This window comes from Sphingomonas sp. (genome assembly GCF_051962185.1).
Lineage (GTDB): Bacteria > Pseudomonadota > Alphaproteobacteria > Sphingomonadales > Sphingomonadaceae > Sphingomonas.
In genome coordinates this window covers 1-19,553 of the sequence record NZ_JBQCCN010000216.1, presented here as the reverse complement: position 1 = coordinate 19,553, position 19,553 = coordinate 1, and the positions used below count along the sequence as shown (strand labels likewise).

17 protein-coding genes, 1 tRNA gene and 2 pseudogenes are annotated in these 19,553 nt (G+C 67.2%); 12 read left to right on the top strand and 8 right to left on the bottom strand.

What is annotated here, in order from left to right:
* The 6 genes and pseudogenes from ACTHJR_RS13720 to ACTHJR_RS13695 form a co-directional block, all read left to right on the top strand.
* A pseudogene (locus ACTHJR_RS13720) lies at positions 1-837 on the top strand (twin-arginine translocation pathway signal protein); the annotation flags it as partial.
* A gap of 9 nt (positions 838-846) precedes the next feature.
* Positions 847-1,209 carry an adenosylmethionine decarboxylase gene (gene speD / locus ACTHJR_RS13715; RefSeq protein WP_440523795.1) on the top strand — a complete coding sequence of 121 codons (363 nt, stop codon included), beginning with the start codon at positions 847-849 and terminating at the stop codon, positions 1,207-1,209.
* A complete protein-coding gene (locus tag ACTHJR_RS13710) occupies positions 1,206-2,264 on the top strand; it encodes an AI-2E family transporter (RefSeq protein ID WP_440523794.1) in 1,059 nt (352 codons plus the stop codon). Before speD ends, ACTHJR_RS13710 begins: the two co-directional genes overlap by 4 nt.
* A gap of 93 nt (positions 2,265-2,357) precedes the next feature.
* Positions 2,358-3,791: an NAD-dependent succinate-semialdehyde dehydrogenase gene (locus ACTHJR_RS13705; protein WP_440523793.1), complete on the top strand. Its 1,434-nt coding sequence runs from the start codon at positions 2,358-2,360 to the stop codon at positions 3,789-3,791.
* Between the two features lie 202 nt (positions 3,792-3,993).
* Positions 3,994-5,670, top strand: coding sequence for a thiamine pyrophosphate-binding protein (locus tag ACTHJR_RS13700; RefSeq protein WP_440523792.1), 1,677 nt, complete (start codon positions 3,994-3,996; stop codon positions 5,668-5,670).
* 38 nt (positions 5,671-5,708) lie between these two features.
* Positions 5,709-6,614: an aldo/keto reductase gene (locus ACTHJR_RS13695; protein WP_440523791.1), complete on the top strand. Its 906-nt coding sequence runs from the start codon at positions 5,709-5,711 to the stop codon at positions 6,612-6,614.
* Positions 6,615-6,865: 251 nt separating this feature from the next.
* Here ACTHJR_RS13695 and ACTHJR_RS13690 read toward each other — a convergent pair.
* A tRNA-Gly gene (locus tag ACTHJR_RS13690) sits at positions 6,866-6,939 on the bottom strand.
* 101 nt (positions 6,940-7,040) lie between these two features.
* Here ACTHJR_RS13690 and ACTHJR_RS13685 point away from each other — a divergent pair.
* Entirely contained in the window at positions 7,041-8,378 is a 1,338-nt protein-coding gene (locus ACTHJR_RS13685) for a methyltransferase family protein (RefSeq protein ID WP_440523790.1), read from the top strand.
* A 240-nt stretch (positions 8,379-8,618) separates the two neighbouring features.
* On the opposite strand, the gene ACTHJR_RS13680 is transcribed toward ACTHJR_RS13685, so the two are convergent.
* From ACTHJR_RS13680 to ACTHJR_RS13665, 4 genes are all read right to left on the bottom strand, one after another.
* Positions 8,619-9,992, bottom strand: coding sequence for a glutamate--cysteine ligase (locus ACTHJR_RS13680; RefSeq protein ID WP_440523789.1), 1,374 nt, complete (start codon positions 9,990-9,992; stop codon positions 8,619-8,621).
* A gap of 150 nt (positions 9,993-10,142) precedes the next feature.
* Positions 10,143-10,883, bottom strand: a complete 741-nt coding sequence (locus ACTHJR_RS13675; protein WP_440523788.1) for a 16S rRNA (uracil(1498)-N(3))-methyltransferase — start codon at positions 10,881-10,883, stop codon at positions 10,143-10,145.
* An 80-nt stretch (positions 10,884-10,963) separates the two neighbouring features.
* Positions 10,964-11,116: a hypothetical protein gene (locus tag ACTHJR_RS13670; RefSeq protein WP_440523787.1), complete on the bottom strand. Its 153-nt coding sequence runs from the start codon at positions 11,114-11,116 to the stop codon at positions 10,964-10,966.
* Between the two features lie 27 nt (positions 11,117-11,143).
* Positions 11,144-11,581: a DUF2147 domain-containing protein gene (locus tag ACTHJR_RS13665; protein WP_440523786.1), complete on the bottom strand. Its 438-nt coding sequence runs from the start codon at positions 11,579-11,581 to the stop codon at positions 11,144-11,146.
* 109 nt (positions 11,582-11,690) lie between these two features.
* Here ACTHJR_RS13665 and ubiA point away from each other — a divergent pair, with 109 nt between their 5' ends.
* From ubiA to ACTHJR_RS13650, 3 genes are all read left to right on the top strand, one after another.
* Complete coding sequence (ubiA, locus tag ACTHJR_RS13660; protein WP_440523785.1) at positions 11,691-12,617, top strand: 4-hydroxybenzoate octaprenyltransferase; 927 nt, start codon at positions 11,691-11,693, stop codon at positions 12,615-12,617.
* Between the two features lie 78 nt (positions 12,618-12,695).
* Entirely contained in the window at positions 12,696-14,042 is a 1,347-nt protein-coding gene (locus tag ACTHJR_RS13655; protein ID WP_440523784.1) for a TldD/PmbA family protein, read from the top strand.
* Entirely contained in the window at positions 14,035-14,817 is a 783-nt protein-coding gene (locus tag ACTHJR_RS13650; RefSeq protein WP_440523783.1) for a 3'(2'),5'-bisphosphate nucleotidase CysQ, read from the top strand. The genes ACTHJR_RS13655 and ACTHJR_RS13650 overlap by 8 nt, the downstream gene beginning before the upstream one ends.
* 155 nt (positions 14,818-14,972) lie before the next feature.
* Here the strand turns inward: ACTHJR_RS13650 and dnaA are convergent, their stop codons facing one another.
* From dnaA to mutM, 3 genes are all read right to left on the bottom strand, one after another.
* Entirely contained in the window at positions 14,973-16,328 is a 1,356-nt protein-coding gene (dnaA, locus tag ACTHJR_RS13645; protein ID WP_440523782.1) for a chromosomal replication initiator protein DnaA, read from the bottom strand.
* A gap of 484 nt (positions 16,329-16,812) precedes the next feature.
* Positions 16,813-17,073, bottom strand: coding sequence for a 30S ribosomal protein S20 (rpsT, locus tag ACTHJR_RS13640; RefSeq protein ID WP_440523781.1), 261 nt, complete (start codon positions 17,071-17,073; stop codon positions 16,813-16,815).
* A gap of 315 nt (positions 17,074-17,388) precedes the next feature.
* Complete coding sequence (gene mutM / locus ACTHJR_RS13635; RefSeq protein ID WP_440523780.1) at positions 17,389-18,201, bottom strand: bifunctional DNA-formamidopyrimidine glycosylase/DNA-(apurinic or apyrimidinic site) lyase; 813 nt, start codon at positions 18,199-18,201, stop codon at positions 17,389-17,391.
* Positions 18,202-18,352: 151 nt separating this feature from the next.
* On the opposite strand from mutM, the gene ACTHJR_RS13630 reads away from it, so the two are divergent.
* Entirely contained in the window at positions 18,353-19,084 is a 732-nt protein-coding gene (locus ACTHJR_RS13630) for a class I SAM-dependent methyltransferase (protein WP_440523779.1), read from the top strand.
* Positions 19,085-19,238: 154 nt separating this feature from the next.
* A pseudogene (locus ACTHJR_RS13625) lies at positions 19,239-19,553 on the top strand (ubiquinone biosynthesis protein UbiB); the annotation flags it as partial.

The window sequence follows — 19,553 nt, the reverse complement described above, 5'->3', positions numbered from 1 at the left end:
TCGGCCTGGGCCGGCGTGCATTATTTCGCCAGCCGCCGCGGCCATGCCGCCAATGCCGATCCCGACACGATGCTGACCTGGCCCGAAGGCAACGGCCATCTGGTCGGCCGGATGGCGGCGCGGCTCGAGGATCATCTCGATTGCGGCCGGATCATCCATCGCGTCACCCGCGACGGCAACGGCGCGAGGGTCGACGCGCTCGACGTCGCGAGCGGCCGCGGCGTGCGGATCGAGGCGGAGGCGGTGGTGCTCGCTACGCCGCATTTCGTGAGCGCACGGCTGACCGCCGACGCGCCGTCGGCCGCCGGGTTCGACTATGCGCCCTGGGTGGTCGCCGCCGTCACCGTCGATCGCATGCCCGCCGGCCCGGGGTTCGAGGTCGCCTGGGACAATGTCTCCTGGACCAGCCGCTCGCTCGGCTACGTCGTCGACACCCATCAGTCGCTCGACCGCGTGCCCGGCGCGACGGTGCTGAGCTGGTACCTGCCGCTGTCCGACATGGCGCCCGCCGACGCCCGGCAGAAACTGATCGAGCGGCCGTTGGAATATTGGCAGGACATGGTGCGCGACGACCTGCTGCTGACCAATCCCGACCTCAAGGGCGCGATCCGGCGGATCGACGTGTGGCGCTGGGGTCATGCCATGATCCGCCCGGTGCCCGGCTATTTTTGGGATGGCCGGCGCGAGGCCGCCGCGACGCCGCGCCCGCCGCTGTTCTTCGCGCATTCCGACCTGAGCGGCCTCTCACTGTTCGAGGAAGCGCAATATCGCGGCATCCGCGCCGCCGAGGACGCCATGGCGCATCTCTCCATTCCCTATCGCTCCGTGCTGACGTAGGACACGAGTGTGGATTTCAGCGGGACACATCTCCTCGCCGACTTGTTCGACTGCACGCATCTCGACGACGAGGCGCGGATCGAGGCGGCGTTGCGCGCGGCGGTCGACGCGGCGAGCGCGACGCTGATCGACCTCAAGGTCCACGGCTTCGGCACCGGCCAGGGCGTGACCGGGATCGCCATGCTCGCCGAATCGCACATCTCGATCCATTCCTGGCCCGAGCGCGGCTATGCCGCGGTCGACATGTTCCTGTGCGGCCGTCGCCACGACCTCGACGCCGCGCTCGCCGCGCTCGCCGGGATGCTCGACGCCGGCCGGGTGGAGCAACGCCGCTTCGCGCGCGGCTTCAGCCTGGAGGCCGCTGCCGAATGAGCGGGACGCCGTCGCAACCCAAGCGCCAGTCGAGTATCCGGCTGACCCTGATCGTCCTGCTCGGATTGCTCGGCCTGTGGGTGATTCACAGCTTCCTGCCCGCCGTGGTCTGGGCGGTGATCATCGCGGTCGCCGTCGACCCGCTGGTCCAGCGTGCCGATCGCGGGTTTCCGCGCCCCATTTTGGTCGCCGCGTCATTCACCCGGGGGTGCGCGGTGGTCGTCCGGGCGCCGATCGCGATCGGCGTCGCCCAGGCCGCGCGCGAGGCGCATGACGTCGCGGCCTGGGTGATCGACGCGCGGATGCACGGCGTGCCGCCTCCGACCTGGCTCGCCAATTTGCCGTTCGGCACCGAGGCGATCGGCTGGTGGCAAGCCAATCTGGCCCAGCCCGCCGCGGCCAATCATCATTTCGAGATGCTGAGCCACACCTTGCTCGGTGCGCAGGCGCGGCTGCTCGGCTTCGGGCTGGTCCATCGCGCGGTGGTGTTCGGCTTCACCTTGATCGCGCTGTTCTTCCTGATCCGCGACCGTGACGCACTGGCGGAGCAATTCCGCACCGCCAGCGCGACACTGCTCGGCCCCCAGGGCGAGCGCATCGGGCGGCAAGCGCTCGCTTCCGTCCGGGGAACGATCGACGGGTTGGTGCTGGTCGGGCTCGGCTTCGGCGCGGTCATGGCGATGGTGTATTTCATCGCCGGCGCGCCTCACCCGATCCTGCTCGGCGCCGTCACCGCGATCGCCGCGATGATTCCGTTCGGCGCACCGGTCGCTTTCGGATTCGCCGCCTTGCTGCTCCTCGGCCAGGGGTCGCCCGGCGCCGCGATCGTCGTCGTCGCGATCGGTTTCGCCGCCGAGTTCGTCGCCGGCCATTTCGTCCGCCCCGCCCTGATCGGGAGCGCGACCAAGCTGCCGTTCTTCTGGGCCCTGGTCGGAATCCTCGGCGGCGTCGAGACATTGGGGCTGCTCGGCCTGTTCGTCGGCCCCGCGACGATGGCGGTGCTGGTGATGTTGTGGCGCGAACTGGTCGAGGGCGATCCGAGACCGGTTGCCTGACGTCTATAGCTGATCGCCAGCGTTACGATTGCCCCGAGCCGATCGGGACCCTAGATGGGCGGCACATCCCCCCGTCCCTCCAGGAGTTCCCCAATGACCTATTCCGCGAAGCTCGGCCTGTACATCGATGGCGAGTGGCTGACCGGGGACGGTCGCGATACGCATTCGGTGCTCAATCCCGCGACCGGCGCGGGCCAGGCCGATCTGCCGCTGGCCAATGCCGCCGATCTCGATCGCGCGCTGGCCGCCGCGCAAAAGGGATTCGAAGCGTGGCGCGCGGTGGCGCCCGAACAGCGCGCCGCGGTGCTCAACAAGACCGCCGCCCTGGTCCGCGAGCGCGCCGACCAGATCGCCCGCATCGCGACGATGGAGGAAGGCAAGCCCGTCGCCGAGGCCAAGGGCGAAGTCATGGCCGCCGCCGCGATGCTCGAATTCCATGCGGGCGAGGCGGTGCGCGTCTATGGCCGCGTGTTGATGCGCGCGCCGGGCATGCGATCGATGGTGCTGCACCACCCGGTCGGCCCGGTCGCCGCCTTCTGCGCGTGGAACTTCCCTGCGCTGAACGTGGTGCGCAAGATCGCCCCGGCGGTCGCCGCGGGCTGCTCGATCATCCTCAAGCCGAGCGAGGAGACCCCGGGCTCGGCGGTCGAGATCATGCGCTGCTTCCAGGATGCTGGCTTGCCGGGCAATGTCGCGCAGATCGTTTTCGGCGTGCCCGACCAGGTGTCGCGCCACCTGCTCGCCTCGCCGGTCACGCGCAAGCTGAGCTTCACCGGCTCGGTGCCGGTCGGCAAGCATCTGATGAAGCTGGCCTCCGACAGCGTCATGCGGATGACGATGGAATTGGGCGGCCACTCGCCGGTGCTGGTGTTCGACGATTGCGACCTCGAGAAGACGCTCGACACGCTCGTCACGCACAAATTCCGCAATGCCGGCCAGGTCTGCGTGGCGCCGACCCGCTTCCACGTCCAGGAAACGATCTACGAGAAGTTCGTCCAGGGCTTCGCCGAGCGCACCAAGCGAATGCAGATCGGCGATGGTCTCGATGCCGCCAACCAGATGGGCCCGCTCGCCAATCCGCGCCGTCCCGACACGATCGCGGCGCTGGTCGAGGATGCCCGCGCCGGCGGCGCGCGCGTGCTGGCCGGGGGCGAGCGCGAGGCCAAGGACGGCGGCTTCTTCTTCCAGCCGACGGTGATCGCCGACATCTCGCTCGAGGCGAAGGCGATGAACGACGAGCCGTTCGGCCCGCTCGCGCTGATCCGCCCGTTCGGCACGGTCGAGGACGCCATCGCCGAAGCCAATCGCCTGCCCTTCGGCCTCGCCGCTTATTGCTTCACCGAAAGCGGCCGTCGCCAGAATGTGCTGGCGGAGACGGTCGAGGCGGGCATGGTCGCGATCAACCAGGTCCGCATGACCTGGCCCGACGCCCCGTTCGGCGGCATGAAGGAATCGGGTTTCGGCTCGGAGGATGGGCCAGAGGGGATCATGGCGCATCTGACCACCAAGGCGGTGCACATCGCCTGACGCCACCAGGATGGTTCCTTTCCCACCCCGGCGAAGGCCGGGCCCAGTCGCGGCCGGGCTGGTGACGGCGCAGCTCGCTCTACGGTGACCGTCGCGAAACCGGGCGTCGGCCTTCGCCGGGGTGGGATAAACTGCTAGGCACGCCCACCAGAAACACGCCCACAACAAACATGCCCACAAGAAAGACGATCCGGGGAGTATGATGACTGCAACCAATGGCACCGGATCGCGGACCGCCGCGCGCATCCTCGTCGACCAGTTGATCGCGCAGGGCGTCGACCGCGCCACCTGCGTGCCGGGCGAGAGCTATCTGTCGGTGCTCGACGCGCTGATCGGATCGGGCATCGACCTGCTGACCTGCCGGGCCGAGGGCGGCGCGGCGATGATGGCGGAAGCCTATGGCAAGCTGACCGGGCGGCCGGGCATCTGCTTCGTGACCCGGGGGCCGGGAGCGACCAACGCCTCCCCCGGCCTGCACATCGCGATGCAGGATTCGACGCCGCTGATCCTGTTCGTCGGCCAGATCGAGCGCGGCATGCGCGACCGTGAAGCGTTCCAGGAGCTCGACTATCGCGCGACCTTCGGCGCGTTGGCCAAATGGGTGGTCGAGATCGACGCGCCCGAGCGCATCCCCGAGATCGTCGCGCGTGCGTTCCGGGTGTCGATGCAGGGACGCCCCGGGCCGGTGGTCATCGCGCTGCCCGAGGACATGCTCGACGAGGTCGCCGATGTAATGGATGCACCGCGCGTCGAGCCGGCCGAAACGGCCCCGACACCGGCGGATATCGACAAACTCTGCCACCTGCTCGCCCATGCCAAAAATCCGGTCGCGATCGTCGGCGGCTCGCGCTGGACCGCCGAGGCCCGCGACTCGATGGTCGACTTCGCGCATCGCTTCGACCTGCCCGTAGCGGCGCAATTCCGTCGCGCCCCGCTGTTCCCGGCGACCGACGAACATTTCATCGGCGATCTCGGCCTGGCGCCCAATCCCAAGCTGATCGAGCGCGTCAAGGCCGCCGACGTGGTCCTGCTGATCGGCGGGCGGATGTCGGAAATCGCTTCTCAATCCTATACCTTGCTGGGGATTCCTGCCTCGGCGCAGCAACTCGTCCACGTCCATCCCGACCCGCTTGAGCTCGGCCGCGTCTATCAGCCGACGCTGGCGATCAACGCGACCCCGCCGGCGTTCTTCGCCGCGCTCGAAGGAATCGACGCGAGCCCGACCTGGGGCGCCGATCGCGAGGCAGCGCGCGCCGATTATCTGGCCTGGTCCGATAGCCCGCCGCCGGTCCCCGGCGATTTCCAATATGGCGACGTCATGGCGTGGCTGCGCGACCGCCTGCCGCCCGATGCGGTGATCTGCAATGGCGCGGGCAATTTCGCGAGCTGGATCCATCGTTACTATCGCTTCCGCGACTTCGGCACCCAGTTGGCGCCGACCAGCGGGTCGATGGGGTATGGCCTGCCCGCCGGCGTCATGGCCAAGCGTCAGAAGCCCGGCAGCATCGTGCTGACGATCGCCGGCGACGGCGACTTCCTGATGAACGGCCAGGAATTCGCGACCGCGGTCCATCACGACATCCCGCTGATGGTCGTGCTGATCGACAACGGCATCTACGGCACGATCCGCATGCATCAGGAGCGGACCTTCCCCGGCCGCGTCTCGGCAACAAATCTGACCAACCCCGATTTCGCCGCGCTGGCGCGGGCGTATGGCGGGCATGGCGAGACGGTGACGACGACGGCCGAGTTCGCGCCCGCGTTCGAGCGTGCGCTGGCCTCGGGCAAGCCGGCGATCCTGCATTGCCATCTCGATACCCAGGCGATCACTCCGACCGCGACGCTCGACGGGTTGCGGGCGGCCGCACAGAAGAAATAGCCAGGTCGCCCGCCCTTTCCTTCCCCGGAACCCGCATCATGACCGATATCCACCTCAGCCCCGATCCGCTGCCGCTGGGCAAGAGCGGCATCATGGTCAGCCCGATCGCCTGGGGCATGTGGCGCTTCGCCAGCGCAGGCGCGGACGGCCAGCGCCTGATCGAGACCGCGCTCGAAATCGGCATCAACCTGTTCGACACGGCCGACATCTACGGCTTCGATACCAGCAAGGGGTTCGGCAATGCCGAGGCGGCGCTGGGCGATATCCTCGCGTCCTCACCGGCATTGCGCGACCGCATGGTGATCGCGACCAAGGGCGGAATCCAACCCGGCTTCCCGTACGATTCGAGCCGCAGCCATTTGACCAGGGCGCTCGACGACTCGCTGCGGCGCCTGCGGGTCGATCGGATCGATCTCTATCAGGTTCACCGCCCCGACATCCTGACCCACCCCCAGGAAGTCGCCCGGACGCTCGAGGACATGGTCGCCTCGGGCAAGGTCGCCGCGGTCGGCGTCTCCAATTACACTCCCGCACAGACCCGGGCGATCCTCGGGCTGATCAGCATCCCGCTCGCCAGCCATCAGCCCGAATTTTCGCCGCTCCATCTCGAGCCGATCGAGACCGGACTGTTCGACGTGACGATGGCCCATGAGGTCGCGGTACTCGCCTGGTCGCCGATGGGCGGCGGCCGCATCGTCAAGCCGGCCGACGAGCGCACCGCGCGCGTGGTCGAAATTCTCGATCGCGTGGGCGCCGAATTCGGCGTCAGCCGCGCCGCCGCGACGCACAGCTGGATCATGGCGCACCCGGCGCGCGCGATCCCGATCGCCGGCACGCTCAAGGTCGAGCGCGTCGCCGAATTGGCGGACGCCTATAAGGTCATATGGTCGCGCAAGGCCTGGTACGAAGTGCTGGTGGCGTCGCGCGGGGAAGCGCTGCCGTAAGCCGACGAGTATTTTCAATCGTCACGCCGGGCTTGTCCCGGCATCCGCCGGGCGGCAGGCGCGGAGTCATGAATCGGAAGCTCAGCGCTCGTTGTACCGCAGACCCCGGCACAAGGCCGGGGTGACGAAGGGTGAGCGCGACTTCGTGGGGGGTAGCGCCGCGGCGACGCCGCGCCGTCGGTCCGCGCTTTGCGAGGCCGGCCGACCCTCCGCTCATCGCGATTTAGCGTTTGCTAAATCGCTGCGGAGGGTGGAGCGGGTAACGGGAATCGAACCCGTGTATTCAGCTTGGAAGGCTGCTGCACTACCATTGTGCTATACCCGCCCGTCGCCGGAGCGAAGCCGCGAGGTAGCGAGTCGTTCCGGCGCGCGCAACCCGAACATCCTTCACGGCTTGCTTACCATTCCGCGCGTATGCCCGCGCGCATGTACCACGACCCAGCATTGGGCACGGCCGCCAAGGCCGATCCGCGCCCCAAATCCGCCGTGTCGACCGGAACCGGCATCGCCGGGCTGGCCGGATTGTTCACCTGGGTCGCGATCGCGCGGTGGTTCGGGATGGACGGGCCCTATTCGGCGCTGGCCAATGTCGCCGCGACCGCGCTGCCGAGGGTGCTGTGGTCGGTCTTCGTCGACAAGGTGCATCGCAATCCCTCGACCGGGATCGACTGGGCCAATCCGAAACCGTGGCGCGAGACGCTCGACATCTCGATCACCAAGCTCGCAGGCCTGTGGCTGACCTGGGCCGGGATCGCCTGCATCTACGCCGTCGGACGCTTCTATTGGCAGGGTAATTTCCAGTTCGCCATGTGGTGCCTGATGTGGGCCGCGCCCGCGCTGTTCGTGCTGTCGGTGCCCTACACGCTCTGGCTCGACCGCCGCATGGTCGAGCCCCGCGACGGGTGCTGGGCCTTGGGCGCCTGGCTGATGGGGCTCAAGGAGCCGATCGACAAGGAAGCTGTCTGGAATCACCTCAAGAGCTGGGGCGTGAAGATGTTCTTCACCGCGTTCATGCTGGCGATCGTGCCGCCGGGCTTCGGCGATTTCGTGCGCGGCGATTTCAGTCGGGTGCTGTCCAACCCGGTCGCGCTGGCCAATTGGCTGATCACGTTCATGTTCCTGGTCGACGTCGCGTTCGCCACCGCCGGCTATCTGCTCGCGCTGCGGCCGCTCGATTCGCACATCCGCACCGCCAACCCCTACGCGGCGGGCTGGATGGCGGCCCTGATCTGCTATCCGCCGTTCGTGCTGATGGGCGATAACGGGCCGCTCGATTACCACCCCGGCACGTTCGGCGAGGACGGCTGGTCGACCTGGTTCGCCAATTATCCGGTGCTGCTGGTCGCGATCGGCACGTCGCTGGTGCTGCTGACCGCGATCTATGCCTGGGCGACCGTCACGTTCGGCATCCGCTTCTCCAACCTGACCAATCGCGGCGTGCTGACCAACGGGCCCTATGGCTGGTCGCGTCATCCGGCCTACCTGTCGAAGAACCTGTTCTGGATGATCGCGACGGTGCCGTTTCTGACCACCGGGAGTTGGCTCGACGCGGTGCGCTCGACCGCGATCATGGGGATCGTCGCAGCCATCTATTACTGGCGCGCGCGGACCGAGGAGCGCCATCTGCGCGCCGATCCGTCATATGAGGAATATTATCAGTGGATGGAGCGCAACGGCCTGGTGCCGCGCTTTTTCCGGTGGCTGTCGGGTAAAACCAAGGCGGAATGGAATTTGCCCGAAGCCGTCGGGCCCGACCGCGACTAGACGACTTTCATCCTCTCCCTTGACGGGAGAGGATACGGAGACTTGGGTCGGCGTGAGCCGGCCCTAGTCGCAGTTGGAGAGGGTGGACGCCCGAGCATGTCCATCGCTGTCCCACCCTCTCCAAGCTACGCTAGGCAGCAAGCTGCCAAGCTTCGCTATCCTCTCCCGTCAAGGGAGAGGAATGCTCGCCGGAAAAACGTTTCAACATGTCGGCCCAGCACGACGCCGTGGCGACGACCTTCAGAAGCTCATCTCGTCATAGATTTTCGAGATGTCCCTACCCCATTCGCCCTCGTAGCGATCGAGCAGCACCTGCGCTGGCACCTTGCCCGAGCGAACGACTTCGCGCAGCGGATCGAGGAAGCCGGTCTCGTTGGTCCCGGCCGCGTCGGTTCGCGCCCGAGCGGTCAGCCCGGCATGCGCGATGTCGAGCACCTCGCCGGCGATGTCGCGGAGCTTGCCGCCACCCGGCAGCGGCGCGTCGAGCGCCAGCGCCGGCACCGAATTCCTCAGGTCCTCGCGCTCGCCCATATCCCAATGCTTGACCAGGTCCCACGCCGCGTCGAGCGCGCCCTGATCGTAGAGCAAGCCGACCCAGAGCGCCGGCAGCGCGCAGATCCGCCCCCACGGCCCGCCATCGGCACCGCGCATCTCGAGGAAAGTCTTGAGCCGCACTTCGGGGAAAGCGGTCGAAAGGTGATCCGACCAATCCTCCATCGTCGGCTTCTCGCCCGGCAGCACGTCGAGCTTGCCATCGAGGAAGTCGCGAAACGACAGGCCGGCGGCGTCGAGATACTGGCCGTCGCGATAGACGAAGTACATCGGCACATCGAGCGCATAGTCGGCGTAGCGTTCGTAGCCGAACCCATCCTCGAACACGAAGGGCAGCATGCCGGTGCGCGCGGGATCGGTGTCGGACCAGATATGGCTGCGGTACGACAGCATGCCGTTGGGCTTGCCCTCGGTGAAGGGCGAATTGGCGAACAACGCGGTCGCCAGCGGCTGCAGCGCGAGCCCGACGCGAAACTTCTTCACCATGTCGGCTTCGGACGCATAGTCGAGATTGACCTGGATCGTGCAGGTCCGCAGCATCATGTCGAGCCCCAGGCCGCCGACCCGCGGCATGTGCCGCAGCATGATCGCGTAGCGGCCCTTGGGCATGACCGGCAGGTCCTGCCGCGCCTTGTCGGGCCACATGCCCATGCCGAGGAAACCGAGCCCGAGCCGGTCGCCGATCGTCTTGACCTGCTGCAAATGGCGGCCGGTTTCGGCGCAGGTCTGGTGCAGATTGTCGAGCGGCGCGCCCGACAATTCGAACTGGCCGGCGGGCTCGAGGCTGACCGAGCCGTCGTCGCCGGTCAGCGCGATGATCTTGCCATTCTCCTCGACCGGGCGCCAGCCGAACTGGGTCAGGCCGTTGAGCAGGTCGCGGATGCCGCCGGGCTCGTCCCAGGACGGTGCGCGATGATCGGCGGTGCGATAGACGAACTTCTCATGCTCGGTACCGATCCGCCAGCGATCGGCAGCCTTCTCCCCGCTCGCGAAGAAATCGATGAGCTGCTGGCGGTCCTCGATGACCGCTGCGTTCGTGTCCGTAACGGTCTTCGTCGTCATGGCGCGCATGTAGCTACGCAATAGGCCCCGCGCTAGTCTCCCTCTCCCCTTTGGGGAGAGGTCGGGGAGAGGGGCTGCCACAGGCGATGCACTTGGGGCACTGCCCCTCTCCCCAGCCCTCTCTCCCCGGAGGGGAGAGAGGGAGTTAGCTTACCAATCCCCAGCGACGCTCATCCAGATCGCGACGGCTGCGGCCGCCGCGGTCTCCGCGCGCAAGATTCGTGGGCCCAGACCGATCCCCACCGCCTGGGGCAACGCCCGGATCGCTTCTCGCTCGGCATCGTCGAACCCGCCTTCGGGCCCGATCAAGATCGCCGCCGGTCCCTGATGCGCCGCCATGGCTTCGGCGGCCGGTACGCCGCCGGTCTCGTCGGCGAAGAACAGCGCACGCTCGGCCGGCCAGTCGCGCAGCAATGCGCCGAGCTTCGCGGTTTCGGCGAGGTCGGGCAGCGCGGTGCGGTCGCATTGTTCGGCCGCCTCGATCATGTGCGCGCGCAGCCGCTCGGTCTTCGGGCGCTCCACCACCGACCGGTGCGTGACGACCGGCACCAACCGAGCGACGCCCAGTTCGCAGGCCTTTTCGGCCATCCAGTCGATCCGCCCCTTTTTCAGCGGCGCGGCACATAGCCACAGATCGGGCACCGGCTCACGCGGGCGAAGCTGTTCGGAAATTTCCAGAACGAGATCGCGACGATTGACCGTTTGCACGACGCCCAGCCACTCGCCGCTGATATCGTCGAACAGCTTGACCGGGTCGCCGGGCTTGGCCCGCATCACCGAGATCAGATAATGCGCCGACGGCCCTTCGACGCTAAGCGCCCCGGGCATGAGCTCGCTATCCACGAAAAGACGCGGCGTGGAGCGCGGGGGCCAGGCGGGAGTTGCAGCCATGCGGCGGGCTTAGCGGGTTCGGCCCGGACGAGCCAGCGGCGGCCTCTCTTCCCCCTCCCGCTTGCGGGAGGGGAACGGAATCACGGCTTCGGCCGCCGCCGCATCATCCGCCAGCCGATCACCAAAGCCGCGAGCGCGAAGGCGCCGGCGACCAGCGCCAGCCCGGCCGCGTGGACGATCCCCCAGAACAAGGTCTGGGCGAATTTGGCGATGGCGACCGATAAATGGACCATGGATCGGCCCCTAACGGGCGAACCCCGTCAGCGTATCCGTTTCCAGTGGCGCGTCTGGCAACCCAGACCGAACAGCGCGCAACCGCTCGCGGTGATGTGGTCGGGATCGGTCAGTTCGATCCGCCCGGAAACGGTTTGATCGATCGCGGGCACATAGACCTTTCCACGCCACTCGTTGGGGCCGGTCTGGCGAAACTCGCGGAACACTTCCGTGCCGAGCAGCGTGCGTCCGCGCGCCGCGATGTCGGCCTTGGTCTTGTCGTCCGCCCAGATCACCGTGCCGCACATCGCATCGCCGCAGCGCTGCGCCCGGACATGCATCGTATTGTTCCCGTTGGTCCACACCCCGGACCACGATGTGCCGTGGCGTGCCGGATCCGGTTGCATATCCGCCTGGGCGGAGGCCGTGGCAACCGTCAGCGTCAACGCCGCACAGGCGAAAAGTCGGGACACGATCGTCGGCATTTCAAACTCCAAACACCTCCCTGCCCTTTCTGCCGCTAGAAATAGAGTTTGGCGGCCTTGGGGCAAGGCGTGGCGCTGGTGCGGCAATTGCCACCGCGGTAGTGAATGCATGATGACTGCCCCAACCGACCCGCAAATCGTCCCCGACACGCAATATCGCGGGCTGGTCGGGCGCTTGCCGCCCTATCCGCGCGCGCTGGCGCTGCTGGCGCGATTCGACCGACCCATCGGCTGGCAATTGCTGTTCTGGCCCGGCGCCTGGGCTATCGCACTGGCGCATGGCGCGCTCGACCGCTGGGACCTGATCCTGTGGTTCGCGCTGGGCAGCATCGCGATGCGCGGCGCGGGTTGCGTCTATAACGACATCGTCGACCGCGACCTCGACCGCCAGGTAGAACGCACCCGCAGTCGCCCGCTCGCTTCGGGCGCGGTGTCGCTCAAGGCGGCCTGGGTCTGGCTGGTCGCCCTGTGTTTGGTCGGCCTGATCGTGCTGCTCCAACTCCATCTTTACGCCGCGATCGTCGCGCTGGTCAGCCTCGCGCCGGTCGCCGCCTATCCGTTCATGAAGCGCATCACCTGGTGGCCGCAGGCCTGGCTCGGCATCGTCTTTTCCTGGGCGGCACTGGTCGGCTGGAGCGAAGTCGCGGGGTCCCTGATGATGCCGGGGCCGCTGCTCTATCTGGGATCGATCTTCTGGGTGATCGGCTACGACACGATCTATGCGCTGCAGGATATCGAGGACGACACTCTGGTCGGCGTCCGCTCCTCGGCGCGCGCGCTCGGCGCCCATGTACGCTCCGGCGTCGCCACCTTCTACGCGATCGCGCTCGGGCTCTGGACGCTGGCTCTATGGGAATTGCGCCCCGACCCGCTGGTGCTGGCAGCGCTCGCGCCAGCAGCGCTGCACTTCGCCTGGCAAGTCCTGACCCTCAAGCCCGCCGACGGCGCCAATGCGCTCCACCGCTTCCGCTCGAATCGCTTTGCCGGCCTGCTCGTCTTTCTCGCCTGTTTCGTGGTCGGGCAGACGAGCTTTTGACTATCCGCACACGGCCGATCCTGCAGAGTATTGATCGCGCCCTTTGACCCGCGCCCCAACGCTTCCTAAGTGCCGATCATGCTGACTTCCGACGCCGCGCGCGACCGCGCTCTCGATATCGTCACTCGCGCGCGCAAGGCCGGCGCCGATGCCGCCGATGCGGTGCTCGGCGCCTCGGCCAGTGTCGACGTGTCGGTCCGGCTCGGCGCGCTCGAGGATGTCGGGCGGTCGGAAGAGGAAGATCTGGGCCTGCGCGTGTTCGTCGGCCGACGCTCGGCCTCGGTGTCGACCTCCGATCTCTCGTCCGAAGCGATGGATGCGCTGGTCGAACGCGCCGTGGCGATGGCGCGCGAGGCCCCCGAGGACCAATGGGCCGGCCTCGCGCCCGAGGACCGGTTGTTCAAGGGACCGATACCCGATCTCGACCTCCGCGACGCCGACGATCCCACTCCGGCCGAACTCAAGCAAACCGCGCTCGCCGCCGAGGATGCGGCGCGCGCCGTCCCCGGCGTCACCAACAGCGAAGGCGGCGGCGCCTCGGCCTCGAGGGTAAGTTGGGCGCTCGCCACCAGCCATGGTTTCGCGGGCGGCTATGCCACCACCAGCCACGCGATCTCCGCCAGCGTGTTGGCGGGGACCGGCGGTGCGATGCAGCGCGATTACGGGCATCGTTCGGCGCGGCAGCGCTCGCATCTGCCCGCGCCGGAGGCGATCGGCCGCGAGGCGGGCGAGCGCGCGGTGGCGCGGCTCGATCCCGGCAAGGTGGCGAGCGGGCCGATGCCGGTATTGTTCGACCCGCGCGTCGGCGCCTCGCTGATCGGGCATCTGACCGGCGCGATCGCCGGCGCCTCGATCGCGCGCGGCACCAGCTTCCTGCTCGGCAAATTGGGCGAGCGCGTGTTCGCCGAGGGCATTTCGATCATCGACGATCCGCTGCGGCCCCAGGGCCTGCGCTCGCGCCCGTTCGACGGCGAGGGACTGGCGGTGTCGTCGACGACCTTGATCGATGACGGCATGCTGACCACCTGGCTGCTCGATTCGGCCTCGGCGCGCCAGCTCGGGCTCGAGCCGACCGGCCACGCCGCGCGCGGCGGCGCGGGCGCGCCCGGCGTCAGCACCAGCAACACCTATCTCGCCGCCGGCAAGACGAGCCGCACCGACCTGATCGGCGGCGTCAAGCGCGGCGTCTATGTCACCGAGCTGATCGGCCAGGGCGTCAATGGCGTGACCGGCGATTACAGCCGCGGCGCGGCGGGTTTCCTGATCGAGGACGGCGAGCTGACGACGCCGGTCGACGAATTCACCATCGCCGGCAATCTGAAGGACATGTTCCTCCAGCTCACCGCGGCCGACGATCTCGAATTCCGCTACGCGACCAACGTCCCCACCCTACGCATCGATGGGATGACGGTCGCGGGTGGTTGAGCTGATCGACGACATCGCGGCCATCGCGGCGGAGGCGGGCGCCTATGCGCTCTCGCTGTGGCGCACCGACTTCGAACGCTGGGAAAAGGCGCCGGGCAATCCGGTCTGCCAGGTCGATCTCGACATCAACGCCTTGCTCCGCGAAAGGCTGACCGCGCTCGCCCCCGATGCCGGCTGGCTGTCGGAAGAAACGGTCGACGACGCGGTGCGGCTCAATCATCGCCGCTGCTGGGTAGTCGATCCGATCGACGGCACGCGCGACTATATCCGCGGGCGCGAGGGCTGGGCGGTGTCGATCGCGCTGGTCGATGGCGAGCAGCCGGTTGCCGCCGTGCTCGACGCGCCGGCGCTCGGCCAGGTCTGGCGCGCCGAGGCGGGCAAGAGCGCGACGCTCAACGGCCAGCCGATCGCGCATAGCGGGCGGACCACCTTCATTGGCGCACGGACGCCCACGGACGCCTTGCCCAAGGTCGATTCGGACCTGGTCGCGGTGGCCAAACCCAATTCGATCGCGCTCCGGATCGCGATGGTAGCGGCGGGCCAGGCCGACCTGCTCGCGACCATCCGCTGGGGCAACGAATGGGACATCGCCGCCGCCGTGCTGATCGCGCGCGAGGCGGGTTGTTCGGTCAGCGATGCGGTCGGGCGCAAATTGCGCTTCAACACACCGCGGGCCGAGGCGTTCGGCGTACTGGCGACGGCACCGGGGATTCACTTGGCGGCGATCGCGCGGTTGCATGAACGCGCGGTGGCGGGACTCGGCAAGCCGCGCTGACGCTCCAGGTTCTTTTGCTAACCTATCGAAGACACCCCACCCCGGCGAAGGCCGAGGCCCAGTCGCACCGCATTCTCGACGACGGAACGCCATCTTCAGGTCACGAGACTTGGCCTCCGCCTTCGCCGGGGCGGGCTATTACGATGCGCTAAGCCTCAGCCCTCAAGCTGGCGGATCAGGCTGCGCACTGCGCCGTCGATCTCATGGTCGCTGCCGCGCAGCTCCTCGATTCGGCGCACAGCATGGATCACCGTCGAGTGATCGCGACCGCCGAACTTGCGGCCGATCTCGGGCAGTGAGCGCGTGGTCAGGCGCTTGGCGAGGTACATGGCGATCTGGCGCGGGCGCGCGACCACCACGGCGCGGCGCGCCGAGACGAGATCGACCGGCTTGAGGTCGTAATGCGCCGACACCGCGCGCTGGATTTCGTCGATCGTGATTCGCTTGGTCCCGCCGCGCAGCACGTCGCCGAGCGTCGCCTGGGCGAACTCGAGATTGATCTGCTCACCGGTCAATTGCGCGTAAGCGACCAGGCGATTGAGCGCGCCTTCGACCTCGCGCAGGCTGCCGGTGACCTTGTGCGCGAGCAGCTCGAGCACGTCCTCCGGCACCTTCACATCGGGCAGTTCGCTCAGCCGATGGTCGAGCAGTGCGCGGCGCAGCGTCGCGTCGGGCGTCTTGATGTCGGCGACCAGGCCCATCGCCAGCCGCGACACGATCCGCGCCTCGACATCGTCCAGCCCTTGCGGGTGGCGGTCGGCGGTGATGACCAGGCGCTTGCCCGCCGCGGTCAGCTCGTTGATCGTATGGAAGAATTCGTCCTGCGTCGGCTTCTTGCCCGAGATGAAATGGAGATCGTCGATCATGAGCAGGTCGGCACCGCGCAGCCGCGCCTTGAACGCGTGCGTGTCGTTGGCGCGAATCGCCGCGACGAATTCGAACATGAAACGCTCGGCGGACATCAGGATGACGCGCGCATTGGGAACGGCGGCCAGATAGGCGTGACCGATCGCGTGCATCAGGTGAGTCTTGCCGAGCCCGGTGCCCGAATGGAGGAACAGCGGACTGAACCGCGGCACGCCCGGCTCGGCCAGCGCCTTGGCGGCGTTATAGGCGACGCGATTGGTCGGATCGACGACGAAGCGATCGAAGGTCAGGCGCGGGTCGAGTGTCGGGCGTTCGATCGGCTCGGCACTGGCCGCCACGACCGATTCGGCCGGCTGTTCGCTGGCGACGCGCAGCACCGCCGGCGCCGACGCCTGGCGCACTTCGATCGACACGCTGCGAATCGCCGGAATCGCGGCACGGAATTCCTGGATCAGCCGATCCTGATAATGGTTGCGGACCCAATTTGCGGTGAACGCCGACGGCAAGGTCAGGCGCACGTTGGTGTCGTCGTCGCTGTCGCCCAGCTCGATCGGCTTGAGCCATTGCTCGAACAGCCGAGCCCCGGCGGACTCCCTGAGATTCTTACGGATTCTCGCCCAGGCGTTCAGCACTTCCCCGGGCACGACACCTTCCCTTGCTACCGAAACCGCCACCCGCAACACCCTTTATCCCCAACCGGCCCATCGCCCCCGTGGCCGGCTCTTCTCCGGACAGACGTCTCCCCCCAGCCGGAAACGCGATCCGCCTGAACGTGACACCTGCTATTGATTCGGCGAGCGCCCGAGCAGCGCTGCGTGGGCCGATTATGAAGCTCGAACCGCGTCGATCAAGTCCGACGATGACAGAAATATTAAAATAAAAAAGTTGACTCGCCGTGACCCGCAGAAATCAGGGATTCTCGAAATAAGCCTCTGAATCCAGGTAAATTTTACGTTACGCTTCTGTGAACTATTTGCGAATCGCTAGGTTTTCCCACGCTTAGCGAATGGCTTAGAATATCCGGTACGGCGCTCGCTGCGGAGCAGCATAGCCGCGACGCCGGACAGCAAAAAGCCCGCCGGCGGAATCCACCGGCGGGCACTGCCCCGCTCTTGAACGGATGAGCCCTTAAAGCGACGCGAGTCGCTTGGTCAGGCGCGAGAACTTGCGGCTCGCGGTGTTCTTGTGCAGCACGCCCTTGGCGACGCCACGCTGCAGTTCGGGCTGCACAGCGGCGAGCGCGACGGTCGCGGCTTCCTTGTCGCCGGCGGCCAGCGCCGACTCGACCTTCTTCACGAAGGTGCGGATACGGCCGATACGGTTGCCGTTGATTTCCGCGCGACGGTCGTTGCGACGGATACGCTTCTTCGCTTGCGGCGTGTTCGCCATGAAGTTCCTCTAAGTCTCGCAAAAATGGGACGGGCACGACCTTTAGCCGCGCCCGGAAGCGGTGGCCCTTAGCGAGCGATGGGGATTCGGTCAACCGCGTTGCGGGATTTAGAGATTCCCACGGTGGCGCGGAGGCGCGGAGATTTTGTTCGCGCAGAGGCGCAGAGAGCGCAAAGGAGTCTCGCGCGGCAGCGCACTTCTCGCTTACTTTTGAGATGAAAGGCTGCTCGCGCAGCCGGGTGCTACCTCTCGGCGCCCTCTGCGCCTCTGCGCGAAATCCCTTATCTCCGCGGCCTCCGCGCCTCCGCGTGAATCTCAAGTCTGGCAGGCCGGACACCAGAAGGTCGACCGTCCGCCTTCGACATAGCGCTTGACCGTGCCGCCGCATCCGCACGGCTCGCCCTCGCGGCCATAGACGGCGAATTGCTTGGAGAAATAGCCGAGTTCGCCGTCTGGCCGGGCGAAATCGCGGAGACTCGACCCGCCCGCCTGTATCGCCGACTCGAGTACCGCGCGGATTTCGGGCACCAGGCGTTCGAGCCGTGCCAGGCTGATCCGCCCCGCCTCGCGTTTGGGCGAGATGCGCGCGGCATAGAGCGCCTCGCAGACATAGATATTGCCCAGCCCCGCCACGATCCGCTGATCGAGCAGCATCTGCTTGATCGAGGCGACGCGGTTCCTGAGCGCCTGCTTGAGATAGGCCGCGGTGAAATCCGGCCCGAGCGGCTCCGGCCCAAGTGTTTTGAACGCCGGGAACTCGGAAATCTGCTCGGTCGGCACCAGATCGACCGAGCCGAACCGCCGCGGATCGTTGAGCGCGACGCGGCGCCCCGCCTCGGTATCGATCACCAGATGATCGTGCGGCAGCAATTCGTGCGGATCGACTCGCCAGCGCCCCGACATGCCGAGGTGGAAGATCATCGTGTCGCCGCGATCGGTCTCGATCAGCCCGTATTTGGCGCGCCGGCCGAGCCCGGTGACGGTCGCCCCGGTCATCCGCTGCGCAAGCTCGGGCGGGAACGGTCGGCGCAGGTCGCCGCGGCGCGTGACGACATGAGCCAGGCGATGGCCCTTGAGGACGGGCTCAAGCCCGCGGACGGTGGTTTCGACTTCGGGGAGCTCTGGCATCGCCTTCCCCCATATCGTCATTCCCGCAAAAGCGGGAACCCGTCTCCTGTCATCGCCAGGATTACGACCTGCGCAACTTGGGCTCGTCCGGGAGATGGGCCTCGCTTTCGCGGGGATGACGGCGCGGGATTGCCTCGCTACAGCCGCGCGCATGACCGATACCGTCTCCTTCGGCTACGAAGATGTCTCCCCCGAGGAAAAGACCCGCCGCGTCGGCGGCGTCTTCGCCAGCGTCGCCGCCAAATATGACGTGATGAACGACGCCATGTCGGGCGGGCTGCACCGCGTGTGGAAGGACGTGTTCGTCCGCCGCGTGAAGCCGCGCGCCGGCGAGACGATCCTCGATATGGCCGGCGGCACCGGCGACATCGCATTCCGCATGGAGAAATCGGGTGCGGCGATCACGGTCGCCGACATCAACCCGTCGATGCTCGAAGTCGGAATCGAACGCGCGGCCAAGCGCGGCATCGACGGGCTGGTGTGGAGCGAGGCCAATGCCGAGACGCTGCAATGGCCCGATCGCTTCTTCGACGCCTATACGATCGCGTTCGGCATCCGCAACGTGACCGACATCCCCAAGGCGCTCAGGGAAGCACATCGGGTGCTCAAGCGCGGCGGGCGTTTCGATTGCCTTGAATTTTCGACTACGCTCTGGCCGGGATTCGCCGACGTCTATGACGCCTATTCGCATCACATCGTGCCGAAGGTCGGCAAGGCGATCGCGGGGGACGAGGAAAGCTATCGCTATCTGATCGAATCGATCCGGCGCTTCCCCAGCATGGAACGGTTCAAGGCGATGATCGGCGAGGCCGGTTTCGTCCAGGCCAAGGTCGAACCGATGCTGGGCGGGCTGGTCGCGATCCATTCGGGTTGGAAGATTTGATGGGGCTTCTAAAAATCCTTCCCGGGACGGGGAGGGGGACCGCTCGCGTAGCGAGTGGTGGAGGGGGCTCTCCATATCTAGATCGCTTGGGGCCTGCCCCCTCCACCAAGCCGCTACGCGACTTGGTCCCCCTCCCCGTAAGCGGGGAGGAATAATGACCTCCCCCGCCATCCATCTCTGGCGCCTGCTCAAATGGGGTAGGATCCTCGCCCGCCACGGTGCGCTCCGGGGGATCGAGCGCGACCCCAACACGCCGACGAGCGTTCGCCGGCTGGTCCGGGTCGCGCGGTTCGGCGCGCGCGTGCCCAAGGTGCCGCGCTATGCCGATGCGTTCCAGGCGATCGGCCCCGCCGCGATCAAGCTCGGCCAGACGCTGGCGACGCGCCCCGACCTGGTCGGCGAGGAAGCCGCGCACGACCTGCTTCGCTTGCAGGACGCGCTACCGCCGCTGCCCTATCCCACGATCAGG